General features: G+C 71.2%; 13 protein-coding genes and 2 riboswitches. Of the genes, 9 read left to right on the plus strand and 4 right to left on the minus strand.

The window, feature by feature from the left end:
• Positions 1-565 precede the first annotated feature (565 nt).
• The 6 genes from ACZ6TD_RS40625 to ACZ6TD_RS40650 all read left to right on the plus strand — a co-directional run bounded on the left by ACZ6TD_RS40625 (position 566) and on the right by ACZ6TD_RS40650 (position 6232).
• The gene (locus ACZ6TD_RS40625; RefSeq protein ID WP_471358489.1) at positions 566-1354 is read left to right on the plus strand and encodes a DUF881 domain-containing protein; all 789 of its coding nucleotides are present in this window, start codon (positions 566-568) and stop codon (positions 1352-1354) included.
• A 130-nt stretch (positions 1355-1484) separates the two neighbouring features.
• A complete protein-coding gene (locus ACZ6TD_RS40630; protein WP_471346216.1) occupies positions 1485-2312 on the plus strand; it encodes an FHA domain-containing protein in 828 nt (275 codons plus the stop codon).
• Between the two features lie 17 nt (positions 2313-2329).
• Positions 2330-3082 carry a transcriptional regulator FtsR gene (gene ftsR / locus ACZ6TD_RS40635; RefSeq protein WP_471346218.1) on the plus strand — a complete coding sequence of 251 codons (753 nt, stop codon included), beginning with the start codon at positions 2330-2332 and terminating at the stop codon, positions 3080-3082.
• A 52-nt stretch (positions 3083-3134) separates the two neighbouring features.
• Positions 3135-3608: a bifunctional nuclease family protein gene (locus ACZ6TD_RS40640; protein WP_014058684.1), complete on the plus strand. Its 474-nt coding sequence runs from the start codon at positions 3135-3137 to the stop codon at positions 3606-3608.
• A 167-nt stretch (positions 3609-3775) separates the two neighbouring features.
• Positions 3776-4402 (plus strand): MerR family transcriptional regulator, encoded by a 627-nt coding sequence (locus tag ACZ6TD_RS40645; RefSeq protein WP_471346220.1) that lies wholly within the window; start codon positions 3776-3778, stop codon positions 4400-4402.
• A gap of 108 nt (positions 4403-4510) precedes the next feature.
• Positions 4511-6232, plus strand: coding sequence for a DNA polymerase IV (locus ACZ6TD_RS40650; protein WP_471346222.1), 1722 nt, complete (start codon positions 4511-4513; stop codon positions 6230-6232).
• On the opposite strand, the gene ACZ6TD_RS40655 is transcribed toward ACZ6TD_RS40650, so the two are convergent.
• Positions 6208-6525: a PRC-barrel domain-containing protein gene (locus ACZ6TD_RS40655; protein ID WP_020873604.1), complete on the minus strand. Its 318-nt coding sequence runs from the start codon at positions 6523-6525 to the stop codon at positions 6208-6210. The genes ACZ6TD_RS40650 and ACZ6TD_RS40655 overlap by 25 nt on opposite strands.
• Positions 6526-6671: 146 nt before the next feature.
• Positions 6672-6769: riboswitch (glycine riboswitch) on the plus strand.
• 1 nt (position 6770) lies between these two features.
• A riboswitch (glycine riboswitch) is annotated at positions 6771-6895 on the plus strand.
• 65 nt (positions 6896-6960) lie between these two features.
• On the opposite strand from ACZ6TD_RS40655, the gene gcvP reads away from it, so the two are divergent.
• On the plus strand, positions 6961-9876 hold the full coding sequence (gene gcvP, locus ACZ6TD_RS40660; RefSeq protein ID WP_471346224.1) for an aminomethyl-transferring glycine dehydrogenase: 2916 nt from the start codon (positions 6961-6963) through the stop codon (positions 9874-9876).
• A 92-nt stretch (positions 9877-9968) separates the two neighbouring features.
• Here the strand turns inward: gcvP and ACZ6TD_RS40665 are convergent, their stop codons facing one another.
• Positions 9969-10175 carry a DUF5999 family protein gene (locus ACZ6TD_RS40665; RefSeq protein ID WP_037964925.1) on the minus strand — a complete coding sequence of 69 codons (207 nt, stop codon included), beginning with the start codon at positions 10173-10175 and terminating at the stop codon, positions 9969-9971.
• Between the two features lie 263 nt (positions 10176-10438).
• A complete protein-coding gene (locus ACZ6TD_RS40670; protein ID WP_471346226.1) occupies positions 10439-11026 on the minus strand; it encodes a hypothetical protein in 588 nt (195 codons plus the stop codon).
• A gap of 446 nt (positions 11027-11472) precedes the next feature.
• Here ACZ6TD_RS40670 and ACZ6TD_RS40675 point away from each other — a divergent pair, with 446 nt between their 5' ends.
• Together ACZ6TD_RS40675 and ACZ6TD_RS40680 are read left to right on the plus strand one after the other, a co-directional pair.
• Positions 11473-12975: a glutamate-cysteine ligase family protein gene (locus ACZ6TD_RS40675; RefSeq protein WP_471346228.1), complete on the plus strand. Its 1503-nt coding sequence runs from the start codon at positions 11473-11475 to the stop codon at positions 12973-12975.
• A gap of 147 nt (positions 12976-13122) precedes the next feature.
• A complete protein-coding gene (locus tag ACZ6TD_RS40680; protein WP_471358492.1) occupies positions 13123-13863 on the plus strand; it encodes a CPBP family intramembrane glutamic endopeptidase in 741 nt (246 codons plus the stop codon).
• Positions 13864-13890: 27 nt separating this feature from the next.
• On the opposite strand, the gene ACZ6TD_RS40685 is transcribed toward ACZ6TD_RS40680, so the two are convergent.
• Positions 13891-14715 carry a PhzF family phenazine biosynthesis protein gene (locus tag ACZ6TD_RS40685; protein ID WP_471346230.1) on the minus strand — a complete coding sequence of 275 codons (825 nt, stop codon included), beginning with the start codon at positions 14713-14715 and terminating at the stop codon, positions 13891-13893.
• Positions 14716-14839: the final 124 nt, after the last annotated feature.

The following is a 14839-nucleotide window of genomic DNA, read 5'->3' on the forward strand; positions in this document are numbered from 1 at the left end:
CACGCCGCGTCGGTCCGTCGGCGCGCCGCGACAGCAGTCGGCCGATACGCCGCGACAGTCCGCCGACACACCGCGCCAGTCGGCCGACACGCCGGAGCCGGCCGAGAGGGACGCGAAGGCCGAGCAGCCGGCGAAGGACGGACGAGCGGCGCGGGCCGAAACACCCGAGAAGGCCGCTGAGCAGCCCCGGCGGTCGCCCGAACCGCCCCGTCGGCCGGAGACGCCCGAGCAGCCCGCGCGCCCCGGGGAGCCCCGCGAGCGGGCCGAGCCCAAGCGTGCCGAGCCCAAGCGGCCGTCGGCGGCCGGGCCGCCGCGCCCGGCCACCCCGTCGCCGGCCCGGAGGCCCGAGCGCCGTGACGCGCCCGCGGAGCGGCCGGGCAGGCCCCCCACGCCCCCGCCGGGCGGCTTCAAGGACCTCGCTCTGAGGAAGCCCCTGCCCAAGGCCGTGCTGCCCGAGGCCCTGCCGCCGCAGGCCCAGGGCCGGTCCGTCACGGCGGACACGCCCGGGACACGTGCCGAGGGCCCCAGGTCCACCGGCGGATCCCGGAGCGGCCCCGGAGAGCGTGTGGGGCCCGCCCCCGGGCCCGCCTCCGGCCCTGGGAGCCCCGGGGCCGATCAGGGGCCGGAGGACGCCCTGACCGGCCGCCAGCGGCTGGTGAAGGGCGTATGGCCGCCGCGGCTCACCCGTGCGCAGCTGATCGTCGCCCTGCTGCTCTTCGGCCTCGGCCTGGGCCTCGCCATCCAGGTGCGTTCGACCAACGAGAACAGCGTGCTGCGCGGCGCCCGGCAGGAGGACCTGGTCCGGATCCTCGACGAGCTGGACTCCCGCACCCAGCGGCTCCAGGACGAGAAGCGCCGGCTGGAGAACCAGCGCACCGAGCTGGAGAACAGCTCGGACCAGGCCGAGGAGGCCCGGAAGCAGACGCTCCAGAAGGAGCAGCAGCTGGGCGTGCTCGCCGGTACGGTGGCAGCACAGGGTCCTGGTATCACGATCACCATCGACGACTCCCGGGGCTCCGTGGAGTCGGACATGCTGCTCGACACGGTCCAGGAGCTGCGCGCGGCGGGCGCCGAGGCGATCCAGATCGGCAAGGTGCGCGTGGTCGCCGGCACCTACTTCTCGGACAGCGGTGGTGCGATCCGGATCGATGGACGGAAAGTCACGCGACCGTATGTTGTGAAGGTGATCGGCAAGCCGGAGGATCTGGAGCCGGCCCTGAACATCCCGGGCGGGGTGGTGCAGAGCCTGGAGAAGGAGCAGGCCACTGTGTCCGTGCGGCGGGATAAGAAGATCGTTGTGGATGCCTTGCGATCGGCGAAGCGGCCTGACTACGCTCGGTCGTCATCACGGTGAGGCGGTTCGAAATGAGGGTCTCTCGGGGAGACCATGTGGACGCGGGGGGTCAACGCACCGGAAGATCCGCGCGTGATGGAAACTGTCTGGTGGTCACGGACGTTGTGAGGATGTCCGGACCGTCTGGTGTGTGCATCGAGGGTTTGTCCTGCCCCACGGGCGGGTCTGTTTCAGTCAAGGGGAATCGCCCGTGAAGTTGTTCGGGAAGTTGTTCGGTAAGAGTGCCCGCCAGGATGGCGGCAGCAGCACCGCTCGCCACCGCGCCTCGCGTGCCGCGGAGGAGAGCGGAGGGGGAACCGAGGAGCGCCCGCTCTTCCGTGACCAGGTCGGCGGGCAGGGCGCGTCTGTTGACCCCTCCGCGGCCGGGCCCATAGGTTTCGAGGACCCATCGGCCTCTCGCAGTGGTGGAGGGTTCGGCTTGCCGGTCTGTCAGCGGTGTGGCCACCGGAACGCGGAGGCCAGCCGGTTCTGCTCCAATTGCGGCGCCCCGCTGCGCGGCGGCGCGCCCTCCGAGCGTGCCTCGGAGACCACCTCCACCATTTCGATCTCGGGTCTCGAGGCGTACGACTCCGAGGTGACCGGGCAGACGCCGCTGCCGTCGCTCAGCCCGGAGGCGCAGGCCGCCGTCGAGGCGCTGCCCCTGGGGTCGGCGCTGCTGGTGGTCCGCCGCGGGCCGAATTCCGGCAGCCGCTTCCTGCTGGACAGTGATGTCACCACGGCGGGCCGTCACCCGCAGAGCGACATCTTCCTGGACGATGTGACGGTCTCCCGCCGCCATGTGGAGTTCCGGCGCGGCCAGGACGGCAGCTTCACCGTCGCGGACGTCGGCAGCCTCAACGGGACGTATCTCAACCGGGAGCAGATCGACGCGGCAGTGGTCCTGACCAGTGGGGACGAGGTGCAGATCGGTAAGTACCGGCTGGTCTTCTACCCGAGCCAGCGGGGCGTCGGCATCTGACCCGTCAGGGGAGGTCCATGCTTCAGACACCGTCGGGCGGTGCCGATACCGGCACCGCCCCCACGGGCAGCCGGTCGATGAGCATCGGCACCGTGCTGAACCTGTTGCGGGACGAGTTCCCCGAGGTCACCATCTCCAAGATCCGCTTCTTGGAGTCGGAGGGGCTGGTGGAGCCGCGGCGGACGCCGTCCGGCTACCGCAAATTCAGCCAGCAGGATGTGGAGCGGCTCGGCCATATCCTCCGGATGCAGCGTGACCACTACCTGCCGCTCAAGGTCATCCGGGAGCATCTGGACGCCCTGGAGCGGGGCGAACCGTTGCAGCTTCCTGCCGTTTCGCAGGGAGCGCGGCAGTCCGGGCTGCTCGACGGCGGCGCCGAAGCGGCGCCGGACGGCCCCACGGCCGCCCGGGTCGGCCGTGCCGAGCTGCTGGCAACGGTCGAGGTCAGCGAGGCGGAGCTGGCCGAATGGGAGTCGTACGGGCTGCTCGCGCCGACCGCGGCCGGCGGGTACGACATCGAGGCGGTGACCGTCGCCCGGCTCATCGCCGAGCTCGGTCGTTTCGGCCTGGAACCACGTCACCTGCGCATCATGAAAGCTTCCGCCGAGCGCGAGGCCGGAATGGTCGAGCAGGTGGTCGCTCCGCTGCGGTTGCATAGAAACCCGCAGACCAGAGCGCATGCGGAGGCCAGTGTGCGGGAGCTCGCCACGCTCTCCGTACAGCTGCACGCGGCGCTGGTGCGGTCGGCTCTGAGGGTCCAGGAGCGGTGACCGACCGGGCCCCGACTATCCAAACCGGCCGGGCACGTCCTAGGGTTGCTGTGTGAACGAGCTCGACGTCGTGGGTGTCCGGGTGGAAATGCCCTCCAACCAACCGATCGTGCTCCTGCGTGAAGTGGGAGGCGACCGCTACCTCCCCATCTGGATCGGACCAGGTGAGGCGACCGCGATCGCCTTCGCTCAGCAGGGCATGGCTCCGGCGCGCCCGCTGACCCATGACCTTTTCAAAGATGTACTCGAAGCGGTCGGCCAGCAGCTCACGGAGGTCCGGATCACGGATCTGCGCGAGGGGGTCTTCTACGCGGAGCTGGTCTTCGCCAGCGGCGTGGAGGTCAGCGCTCGGCCGTCCGACGCCATAGCGCTCGCGCTGCGCACCGGAACGCCGATCTACGGCAGTGACGGCGTGCTGGACGACGCCGGTATCGCGATCCCGGACGAGCAGGAGGACGAGGTGGAGAAGTTCCGCGAGTTCCTCGACCAGATCTCGCCCGAGGACTTCGGAACCAGCAGCCAGTGAACCGTATGCCGGTCCTCGCTCGCGCATTCGAGTAGCCTTTCCCGGACGAGGGACACGGGAAACCACCCTTAGGGTGATTATCACTCGGCGTGCCGAGTGTGGCGATCGTTGACGCACCCCGGGTGACTGCCTACCTTCAAGGTGGCAGGTCGAGGACGGAGGTCGGCGTGAGAAGCACCGGCGACGGCACGGCGGCCGGAGGTCCGTACGCGCTCCAGGGGAGCGCATCGGCCGATCCGGCATTGAAGGCTCGGGTCGCGGCACAGGCCGCACCGCCGCGTGAGCCCGCCGCGGGGGGGACGGAGCGGATCGGATACCGCGGACCCACGGCGTGTGCGGCCGCGGGCATCACCTATCGCCAGCTGGACTACTGGGCTCGCACCGGGCTGGTGGAGCCGAGCGTCCGGCCGGCGTACGGCTCGGGCAGCCAGCGGCTCTACAGCTTCCGGGACGTGGTCGTCCTCAAGATCGTGAAGCGGCTGCTGGACACCGGTGTGTCGCTCCAGAACATCCGGGCGGCGGTGGCACACCTGCGTGCCCGGGAGCTCGAGGACCTGGCCCAGATGACGCTCATGAGCGACGGCGCGACCGTCTACGAGTGCACCTCGCCCGATGAGGTCGTGGACCTCCTTCAGGGCGGCCAGGGCGTCTTCGGCATCGCCGTGGGCGTCGTCTGGCGGGATGTGGAGAGCGCGCTGTCCCAGCTGCACGGCGAGCGGGTGGACACCGGCGAGACGCTGATCCGGCCCAATCCGACCGACGAGCTCGCGGCACGCCGCAATCGGGCGGGTTAGCACCAGCCCTTCTGTCGGGCGCCCCGGTGGTGAACCGAACGGCGCCCCGGGCCCGCCCCCGGCCGTCGTGCCGCCCCATTGTCAGTGGTGTGCGGCAGCATCGGAGGTGTGAGGGGTGCGCCGACGATTCTCCATCTGGACATGGACGCCTTCTACGCCTCGGCGGAGCAGGCGGCCAAGCCCAGCCTGCGCGGAAAGCCGGTGATCGTAGGGGGCCTGGGGCCGCGTGGCGTGGTGGCCACGGCCTCCTACGAGGCCCGGGTCTTCGGGGTGCACTCGGCCATGGCGATGGCCCAGGCCCGCCGCCTGTGTGCGAACGCGGCGTTCCTCATCCCCCGCTTCGCCCTCTACCGCAAGGTGAGCGACGCGGTCATGGCCCTGCTGCACACGCTGTCGCCCCTGGTGGAGCCGCTGAGCCTGGACGAGGCGTTCGTCGATCTGGAGGCGGGCGGCACCGAGCCCACCGTGGACGCGGCGCGCGCCGTGGCGGAGCGGCTGCGGGCCGATATCCGGGCGGTCACCGGGCTGACCGGATCGGTGGGGCTCGCCGGATCCAAGATGCTCGCCAAGATTGGTTCGGAGCAGGCCAAGCCGGATGGCCTGGTGGTCATCGAGCCCGGGACGGAGCGCGATCTGCTCGGCCCCATGCCGGTGCGGACGCTCCCGGGGGTCGGCCCGGCCACGGCGGAGGCGCTGCGCCGGGCCGGGATCCACACCGTGGCCGAGACGCGGGAGGCGGGCGAGGCCGAGCTGGTGCGGCTGCTGGGCCGGGCCCACGGCGCGTCGCTGTTCCTGATGGCCGAGGGCCGGGACGAGCGGCCCGTCGTCGCCGAGCGGGACGCCAAGTCGATCTCGGTGGAGGACACCTTCGACGTCGACCTCACCGACCGCACCCGGGTGCAGTTGGAGATCGCGCGGCTCGCCGACCGCTGTGTGCGGCGGCTGCGCGAGGCGGGCCGCTCGGGGCGGACGGTCGTGATCAAGGTGCGGCGGTACGACTTCTCCACGCTCACCCGTTCGGAGACCCTGCGCGGGCCGACCGACGATCCGGCGGTGGTGCGGGAGGCCGCGGCGCGGCTGATCGACGGGGTGGACACCACGGCGGGTGTGCGACTGCTGGGGGTCGGCGTCAGCGGTCTGGCGGACTACACGCAGGAGGATCTCTTCGCTCAGGCCGCACAGGCCGCACAGGCCGCGCAAGCGGCCCAGACCGCTCCGGTCGCTCAAGCCGCTCACGAGGCCCTGGCGGGCGCCGGGCGTCCGCCGGGCCCCGAGAGACCGGAGCCCGTCGGAGAGGGCGCGGGAGGGCCGTCTGGGGACGCTGAGAAGCCGCGGCGCTGGCTCCCGGGCTCGGATGTCCGGCACGCCGAGTACGGGGCGGGCTGGGTGCAGGGGAGCGGGGTGGGCCGGGTGACCGTGCGCTTCGAGGAACCATGGTCGCCACCGGGCCGAGTACGGACGTTCCCCGTGGACGACCCGGCGCTACAGCCTGCCGACCCCCTACCGCTGCTGCGCCCGGACGCGGAGTCGGACTCGGAAGAGCCCGATGGTCCGGATCCGGCCCCGGAGGCAGTCGCCGACTCGGCCCCGGGAGAGGCCCCGGATGAGGCTCCGGACCCCGAGGCGGACCGGGAGGCGGTCGTGGGCCTGGCTCCGGAGGAGACCGCGGACCCGGCCCCGGAGGGGATCTCGGCCCCACACCCGGGTGAGGACATAGGCCCGGCCCCAGAGGAGGCCGAGGGCCGGGACGGGCAGGCCCCGGAGCCCGGTGGCCGGTCCGAGCACGGGCCCGGCCGGGGGCGGGGTCAGCCCGTGACGTCCAAGCCGTAGTGGTGGTAGAGCTGAAGCTCCTGCTCGGGGGAGAGATGGCGGCCTACCCCGAAGTCCGGGGCGTCCTTGATCAGGGATCGGTCGTACGGCACCCGCAGGGTGTCGCCGACGACCTCGCTCGGTTCGAGCGGTACGAAGACGTCCCGGCTGAACAGCCCGGTGCGTACCGCCGCCCATTCGGGCTCGCCGGTCGCGTCGTCGAGATAGACCTCGTCCACGGTGCCGATCTTGGCGCCCTCGCGGTCGAATGCCTTGCGGCCGATCAGGGTCCGCGGGTCGATATCGGTCTGCACGCTCTCTCCCACAGGTGGCAAACAGATGACAAGCACGTGGCAAGTGCCCATTGCTACCTACAAAAAGCCACATCGCCGCGCTCGGCCACTCGAACGCCCGCGACCGTCCCCCGTGGCAGAACCGCTGGTACGCTGACTGTGGCTGCAGACCCCGTGCGGGAGAGTCCTCCGCCGACGCTGTCGGAGGCGCCGAAGGAGCAAACCCTCCCCGGAATCTCTCAGGCACACGTACCGTGCGGGTGAGGTCACTCTGGAAAGCAGGGTGGGCCACGGGCGAGCAGAGCTCCGGAACCCCTCCTCACCGACGGTGAAAGCCGGTCAGGCGGTATGCGGGCCGGTGAAGCTCTCAGGTTGAGATGACAGAGGGGGAGGCCGTCCGGGCACCCGAGTCGCGGTGCCCCTCGTAGGTCGTCACAGACCAGGAGGCCCCCGCAGATGACCGCCAATCGCATCGCACTCTCCGACTTGGAATCTGGTACTCCGTTCGAGCAGCGCCACATCGGTCCGGACGGCGAGGCACAGGCCAAGATGCTCGCCCAGGTCGGCTTCGGCTCGCTGGACGAGCTGACCGAGGCCGCCGTACCGGACGTCATCAAGAGCACCGAGGCGCTGGACGCCCTGCCCCCGGCCCGCAGCGAGCCGGAGGTCCTCGCCGAGCTGCGCGCGCTCGCCGACCGCAACCAGGTGCTGCCGTCGATGATCGGCCTCGGCTACTACGGCACCCACACCCCGCCGGTGATCCTGCGCAATGTGCTGGAGAACCCCGCCTGGTACACCGCGTACACGCCCTACCAGCCGGAGATCTCCCAGGGCCGGCTCGAGGCGCTGCTGAACTTCCAGACCGTCGTCGCCGATCTGACCGGGCTGCCCACGGCCGGTTCCTCGCTGCTGGACGAGGCCACCGCGGCCGCCGAGGCGATGGCGCTGTCGCGGCGCGTCGGCAAGGTCAAGGAGGGCGTCTTCCTGATCGACGCCGAGTGTCTGCCGCAGACCATCGCGGTCATACGGACCCGCGCCGAACCGACCGGTGTCGAGGTCGTCGTCGCCGACCTGGCCGAGGGCATCCCGGCCGAGATCGCCGAGCGCGGGGTCTTCGGTGTGCTGCTGCAGTACCCGGGCGCCTCCGGTGTGGTGCGCGATCCGCGCCCGGTCATCGAGCGCGCCCATGAGCTGGGCGCCGTCGTCACCGTCGCCGCCGATCTGCTCGCGCTCACCCTGCTCACCTCGCCCGGTGAGCTGGGCGCGGACATCGCGGTGGGCAGCAGCCAGCGGTTCGGCGTCCCGATGGGCTTCGGCGGGCCGCACGCCGGTTTCATGGCGGTGCGCGACGCCTACGCCCGCAACCTCCCCGGCCGTCTGGTCGGGGTCTCGGTGGACGCCGACGGCGACAAGGCGTACCGGCTGGCGCTGCAGACCCGTGAGCAGCACATCCGCCGGGAGAAGGCCACCAGCAACATCTGCACGGCTCAGGTGCTGCTGGCCGTGATGGCCGGGATGTACGCCGTCTACCACGGCCCGGACGGGCTCGCGGCGATCGCCCGCCGCACCCACCGCTATGCCTCCGTGCTCGCCGAGGGGCTGCGGGCCGGTGGCGTCGAGGTGGTGCACGGCGCGTTCTTCGACACCCTCACCGCGCGGGTGCCGGGCCGGGCCGCCGAGGTCGTCGCCGCGGCCCGCGAGGCCGGGGTCAACCTCCGGCTGACCGACGCCGACCACGTCGGCATCGCCTGCGACGAGACCACCGGCCGCGCGCAGCTCGCCGCCGTATGGTCCGCCTTCGGGGCGGACGGCGGCAACGGCGACGCCTCCGGGATCCCGGGGATCGACGAGCTGGACGCCTCGGCGCCGGACGCGCTGCCCACGGCCCTGCTGCGCCAGGACGGCTATCTGGCCCACCCGGTCTTCCACCAGCACCGTTCCGAGACCGCGATGCTGCGCTATCTGCGGCGCCTGGCCGACCGGGACTACGCCCTGGACCGGGGCATGATCCCGCTCGGCTCCTGCACCATGAAGCTCAACGCGACCACCGAGATGGAGCCGGTCACCTGGCCCGAGTTCGGCGCGCTGCACCCCTTCGCACCGGCCGAGCAGGCCCAGGGCTATCTGACCCTGATCCGTGAGCTGGAGGAGCGGCTGGCCGAGGTCACCGGCTATGACAAGGTCTCGCTGCAGCCGAACGCCGGGTCCCAGGGCGAGCTCGCCGGGCTCTTGGCGGTGCGCGCCTACCACCGGGCAGGCGGGGACACCCAGCGCACCGTCTGCCTGATCCCGTCCTCCGCGCACGGCACCAACGCCGCCAGCGCCGTGATGGCCGGCATGAAGGTCGTCGTGGTCAAGACCGGCCAGGACGGCGAGGTGGACACCGACGACCTGCACGCCAAGATCGAGCAGTACGGCGACCAGCTGGCCGTCCTGATGGTCACCTATCCCTCCACCCATGGGGTGTTCGAGGAGCACATCACCGAGATCTGCGCGACCGTGCACGACGCGGGCGGCCAGGTCTACGTGGACGGCGCCAACCTCAACGCGCTGGTCGGGCTCGCCGAGCCGGGCCGGTTCGGCGGCGATGTCTCGCATCTGAACCTGCACAAGACCTTCTGCATCCCGCACGGCGGCGGCGGCCCCGGTGTCGGCCCGATCGCGGTGCGCGAGCACCTGGCGCCCTACCTCCCCAACCATCCGCTGCAGCCCGCCGCCGGCCCGGCCACCGGCGTGGGCCCGGTCTCGGCCGCGCCGTGGGGCTCCGCGGGGATCCTGCCGATCTCCTGGGCGTACATTCGGCTGATGGGCGCCGAGGGGCTGCGCCGCGCGACCCAGGTCGCGGTGCTCGGCGCCAACTACGTCGCCAAGCGCCTCGAGCCGCACTACCCGGTGCTCTACACCGGCCCCGGCGGCCTGGTGGCGCATGAGTGCATCGTGGATCTGCGTCCGCTGACGAAGGCCACCGGCGTGACCGTGGACGATGTGGCCAAGCGCCTGATCGACTACGGCTTCCACGCGCCGACGATGTCGTTCCCGGTCGCCGGGACGCTGATGATCGAGCCGACCGAGAGCGAGGACCTGGCGGAGCTGGACCGGTTCTGCCAGGCGATGATCGCCATCCGGGCCGAGATCGAGAAGGTCGGCTCCGGCGAGTGGGCCAAGGAGGACAATCCGCTGCGGAACGCCCCGCACACGGCGGCGTCGCTGACCGGGGAGTGGGACCGCCCGTACTCCCGGGAGGAAGCGGTCTTCCCGGCCGGGGTCTCGGCGGCCGACAAGTACTGGCCGCCGGTGCGGCGGATCGACGGGGCCTACGGGGACCGCAACCTCGTCTGCTCCTGCCCGCCGCTGGAGTCCTACGAGGGCTGAGGGGGGCTCGAGCCCGCCCGATGCGTCAGTGGGGCCGGTTCGGCGGATGCGCCGGGCCGGCCCCTATATGTACGTGCCGTCGACGGCGGCCGTCAGGCCGCGGTGACGACGTGCTCGGAACCCAGCGGTCGGCACGGTGCGATCACGCGCCCGTCCGGCAGCAGCTCACCGGTGTCCTCGAAGAGCAGGACGCCGTTGCACAGCAGGCTCCATCCCTGCTCCGGGTGGTGCGCCACGAGATGGGCGGCCTCCCGGTCGGCGGAGTCGGCTGACGGGCAGGGTGGTTGATGCTGGCACATGACAGGGTTCTTTCGCTGCGGAGTGGTGAAGGTCCTGCGGCTCGCTGCGGCGTTCATGGCCGCCCCCCGTGGTTGAGTCGGTCGATTGCTCCAGTGTTGCCCCGCGGCCTGGAATCCGCAGGGATTTCGCGGTACCGGTCTCGCTAGATAATGACGCATCACCCGTCCGGTAGGTTCATCGCGGCCGGACTGTTACGAGGATGCTGCGGAGCGCCCCGTGACCCGGCGGTCACGGGGCGCTCCCAATCTGATGAAGGCCCAGGTCAGGCGGGTGAGCCAAGCAAGGGAGCCCGGGTCAGCCGGTGGGTGAGGACGGGCAGCAGATCGGTTGCGCGGTGCGCCCGGTGGGCCGCGATACCGGGCGGGGCCGGGGCGAGCGGCACCAGCAGGTCCCCGGCGCCGAGGCCGCCTTCGGCGCCGTCCGCGGTCAGGTCGCCGTGCAGCCAGAGCGTGACCATGTAGAGCTCGGGGATGGACAGCAGCCGCGGCTGGTACGCCGAGAGCAGCGACTCGGCCTCGCTCAGGGCGAGTTCGGCCGAGCTGACATACGGGCCCTCGGAGAAGTGCGAGAAGGTCCAGCCGTCTGCGGTGAGCACCGCCTCCGCGGCGGCCACCGTGCGGTCGCCGTCGCGGATCAGGAACCGCCAGCCGGTGAGCCGGGTGCGCGGCGGGCCGTCGGCGGCGGTGATGTCGTCCAGGACATGGACGGGGAGCGGGAGTTCGGGTTCGAAGGGGCCGGTGAGCGTGGAGAGCACGGGGGTGCGGGCCTCGCGGACGGCGGTGGGGGAATCAAGGGCCGTGAGGACGCTGCGCAGGGCGGGCGCGGGGGCCTGGGGCACATGCAGCGGCATGGTGGGTCGCCTCTCGCTTTGAAGACACGGTGAAGCGATAGCGGGCCGGGTTTGGGCGGCGCTGTCGGTGGAACACGGGTCAGAGGGGAGCCGGAACAGACTGTTCGGGCGTTATCTCTCTGCCTCGTTAGCCGAGTTTATACGACAAGTGTTCCCGTTGTGTTTCATCTAGCCGTTGCCGATATCGCCGACAAGAGGTTATCCAGACCCCGGGAAGGCGGGGATTTTCCCCGATTCAGTGCCAGATGAACGGATATGACCTGGCATTTTGAGGCCCGCGCGGTAGGCTGGAACTCGCTGGTCCATTTCCCAGCGCAATGCGCAGTGCCACAGAGCCTACCGGCTGGGTGGGGATCGCGGGGCGTTATCGATCACATTGGTGGGCATCATCGAGCGTGGTGTGCACACGGCCGGCACCGATGATCCACTCGAGGAGGGACGCTTCGATGGGGGAGAAGCTCATAGCCGGTGAGTTCGACCCGTCCGGCCGGCGACGGCAGCGCGTCCGGTTGCGGCAGTGCCTCGACGGGCTGGGCCGGCTCCTGGACGACAAGCGATTCGACCGCCCGAAGAATCTGATGGGGCTGGAGATCGAGCTGAATCTCGCCGGGGCCGACGGGCTGCCGAGGATGATGAACGCGGAGGTTCTGGAGCGCATCGGGAGTCATGATTTCCAGACCGAACTCGGGCAGTGCAATCTTGAAGTAAACATCGTGCCCCACCGTTTGCACGGACGCGTTCTCGATCAGCTCTCCGAAGAGCTCCGAACCGGTTTGTCATATGCCGATCGCAAGGCGCGGGAAGTGTCCTCCGAGATCGTGATGATCGGAATTCTGCCGACCCTCGCCGCAGACGATCTGGGATCCACGAACCTCTCCTATGACGACCGTTACAAACTTCTCAATGAGCAGATGCTGGCCGCTCGTGGCGAGGATTTCCTCATCGACATCGAGGGCCGGGAGCGATTCACCTACGCCAGCTCCTCCATCGCCCCCGAGGCGGCCTGCACCTCCGTCCAGCTCCATCTCCAGGTCACCCCGGGCCGCTTCGCGGACGCGTGGAACGCGGCGCAGGCGGTGGCCGCCGCGCAGATCGCGGTGGGCGCCAACTCCCCCTTCGTCTTCGGCCACGAGGCGTGGCGCGAATCCCGGCCGCCGTTGTTCCTCCAGGCCACCGATGTGCGCCCGCCGGAGATCGCCGCCCAAGGGGCGCGCCCGCGCACCTGGTTCGGCGAGCGCTGGATCGACTCCGCGTACGAGCTGTTCGAGGAGAATCTGCGTTACTTCCCGCCCCTGCTCTCCACCGGCGAGGACGAGGACCCGCTGCGGGTGCTGGACGAGGGCGGGGTGCCCGAGCTCCAGGAACTGGCGCTGCACAACGGCACGATCTACCGCTGGAACCGGCCCGTCTACGACGTCGTGGACGGTGTGCCGCATCTGCGCGTGGAGAACCGCGTGCTCCCGGCCGGGCCCACCGTCACCGATGTCATCGCCAACGCCGCCTTCTACTACGGGCTGGTCAGGGCGCTCGCCGCGGAGTCCCGCCCGGTGTGGACCCGGCTGCCGTTCGCGGCCGCCACGGCCAACTTCGAGGCGGCGTGCCGGCATGGCATCGACGCGGTCCTCCAGTGGCCCAAATCCGGCCGTTCGGCGTCCCTGACCCGTACCTCCGCCGTACGCCTGGTCCGCGAGGAGCTGCTGCCGCTCGCCGCGTCCGGCCTCGACTCCTGGGGCGTGGAGCCCGCCGACCGCGACCGCTATCTCGGCGTGATCGAGGAGCGCTGCAAGCTGGGGGTCAACGGCGCGTCCTGGCAGGCGGCCACCTATCACCGGGCGCTGGGCGGCGGACTGGACCGGGACGCCGCCCTCGCGGCCATGACCCGCCGCTACTGCGCCCTGATGCGGACCGACGCACCGGTGCACACCTGGCCCACCGATCTCTCCGGGTGACGTCCCCACCGTGGACCACGACCCCGTATTGTCCGGTGAGCGGGGCGGGTGCACCGATGAGGCGGAGAGACGGAAGTGGGGACAGGAGTGCGGTCACAGGCGCGGGGCGCGGAGTCGTCCGTGGTCGAGGACGGGCTCTCGCGGCGGATGCTGCGCGATGAGACGCTGCTCGTGCTGGCGCTGTCCCTGGGCGCGAGCGGGCTGTCCGCGCTGATCAGCTTTATCGGCTCGGTGACCAAACCGGGTGGGCTGAAGGACCAGGCGGCCAATCTCAACTCCTCCGCGGCGCCGGGGCGGCCCTGGCTGGATCTCGCCTGGCAGCTGTTCGGCATCACCACCGCGCTGGTGCCGGTCGCGCTCGTGGCCCATCTGCTGCTGCGCGAGGGCGCCGGGCTGCGGGTGATCGGCTTCGACCGCGACCGGCCCCGGTTCGACCTGGCGTGGGGCGCCGCGGTCGCGGCCGCGATCGGCGGCACCGGGCTGCTGCTGTACCTCGGGGCGCGGGCCGCCGGGGGCAACCTCACGGTGGTGCCCGAGTCACTGCCCGACGTCTGGTGGAAGATCCCCGTACTGATCGCCTCCGCCGTGCAGAACGCGGTGCTGGAGGAGGTGGTCGTGGTCGGCTATCTGCTGCGCAGGCTCGGGCAGTTGGGCTGGACCCCGATGGCCGCCCTGCTGGCCAGCTCGGTGCTGCGCGGCTCGTACCACCTCTACCAGGGGATCGGCGGCTTCTTCGGCAATCTGGCGATGGGCGTGGTCTTCGTGCTGCTCTACCGCCGCTGGGGGCGGGTGGGGCCGCTGGTCGCCGCACACGCGCTGATCGACATCGTGGCCTTCGTCGGATACGCCGTGCTGGCGGGCCGGGTGGACTGGCTGCCCACGGCCTGACCCGCCGTCCGGCGTGTCCTACCAGTCTCAGGTCAGCAGCTCGCCGTCGATGACGGTGACGGCGCCGCCCGTCAGCAGCGTACGGTCGCCGCGCAGCGCGGTGCGGACCAGGCCGGTGCGCGCGGACGCCTGGAGTCCCGTCAGCTCGTCGCGGCCGAACCGGGCCGACCAGTAGGGCGCGAGCGCGGTGTGCGCGCTGCCGGTGACCGGGTCCTCGTCGATGCCGACGCACGGGGCGAACATCCGTGAGACGAAGTCGTAGCCGCGCCCGGGGTCCTCGGCGGCCGCCGTGACGATGACGCCCCGGTGGCTGATCCGCTTGAGCGCGGCGAGGTCGGGGGCCAGGGCGCGCACGGTCTTCTCGTCGGCCACCTCGATCAGGAGGTCGTCGATGAACGGGCCGGCGTGATGGGCGGCCACGATCTCGGCGCCCAGCGCCGCGCCGACCTCGGCCGTCTTCCCGGGCACCTGCAGCTCGGTGAGTGAGGCCGTGGGGAAGTCCAGTGTGATCGAGCCGCCGTCGTCGGCCGTCGCCGACAGCACCCCGCTGAGGGTGGCGAAGCGGACCGTGCCGGTCGCGGCGCCCGTGGTCTTCAGTACATGGGTGGTCGCGAGCGTGGCATGGCCGCACATGGGCGCCTCGGTGGCCGGGGTGAACCAGCGCAGCGCCCAGTCGGCATCCGCGGCCCGGGGGAGGGGATGGGCGAAGGCGGTCTCGGCGAGGTTGACCTCGGCGGCGACCTGCTGGAGCCAGTGGTCGTCCGGGAAGGCGTCGGAGTCGAGGAGGACGACCCCGGCCGGGTTGCCGGCGAAGGGGCGGTCGGTGAACGCGTCGACGATTCGTATCCGCATAAGCCGACCGTAGGGGGCGAGCGGCGGGTGAGCCATGGCCAATCGCTCGGATGTGGCTCTCTCTGGAGCGGGTCGGGTTGCTTGACGGGGGGCCGCGGTGCGGGAATCGGCTCTCAGGGTGACC

It is taken from the genome of Streptomyces yongxingensis (assembly GCF_055597465.1).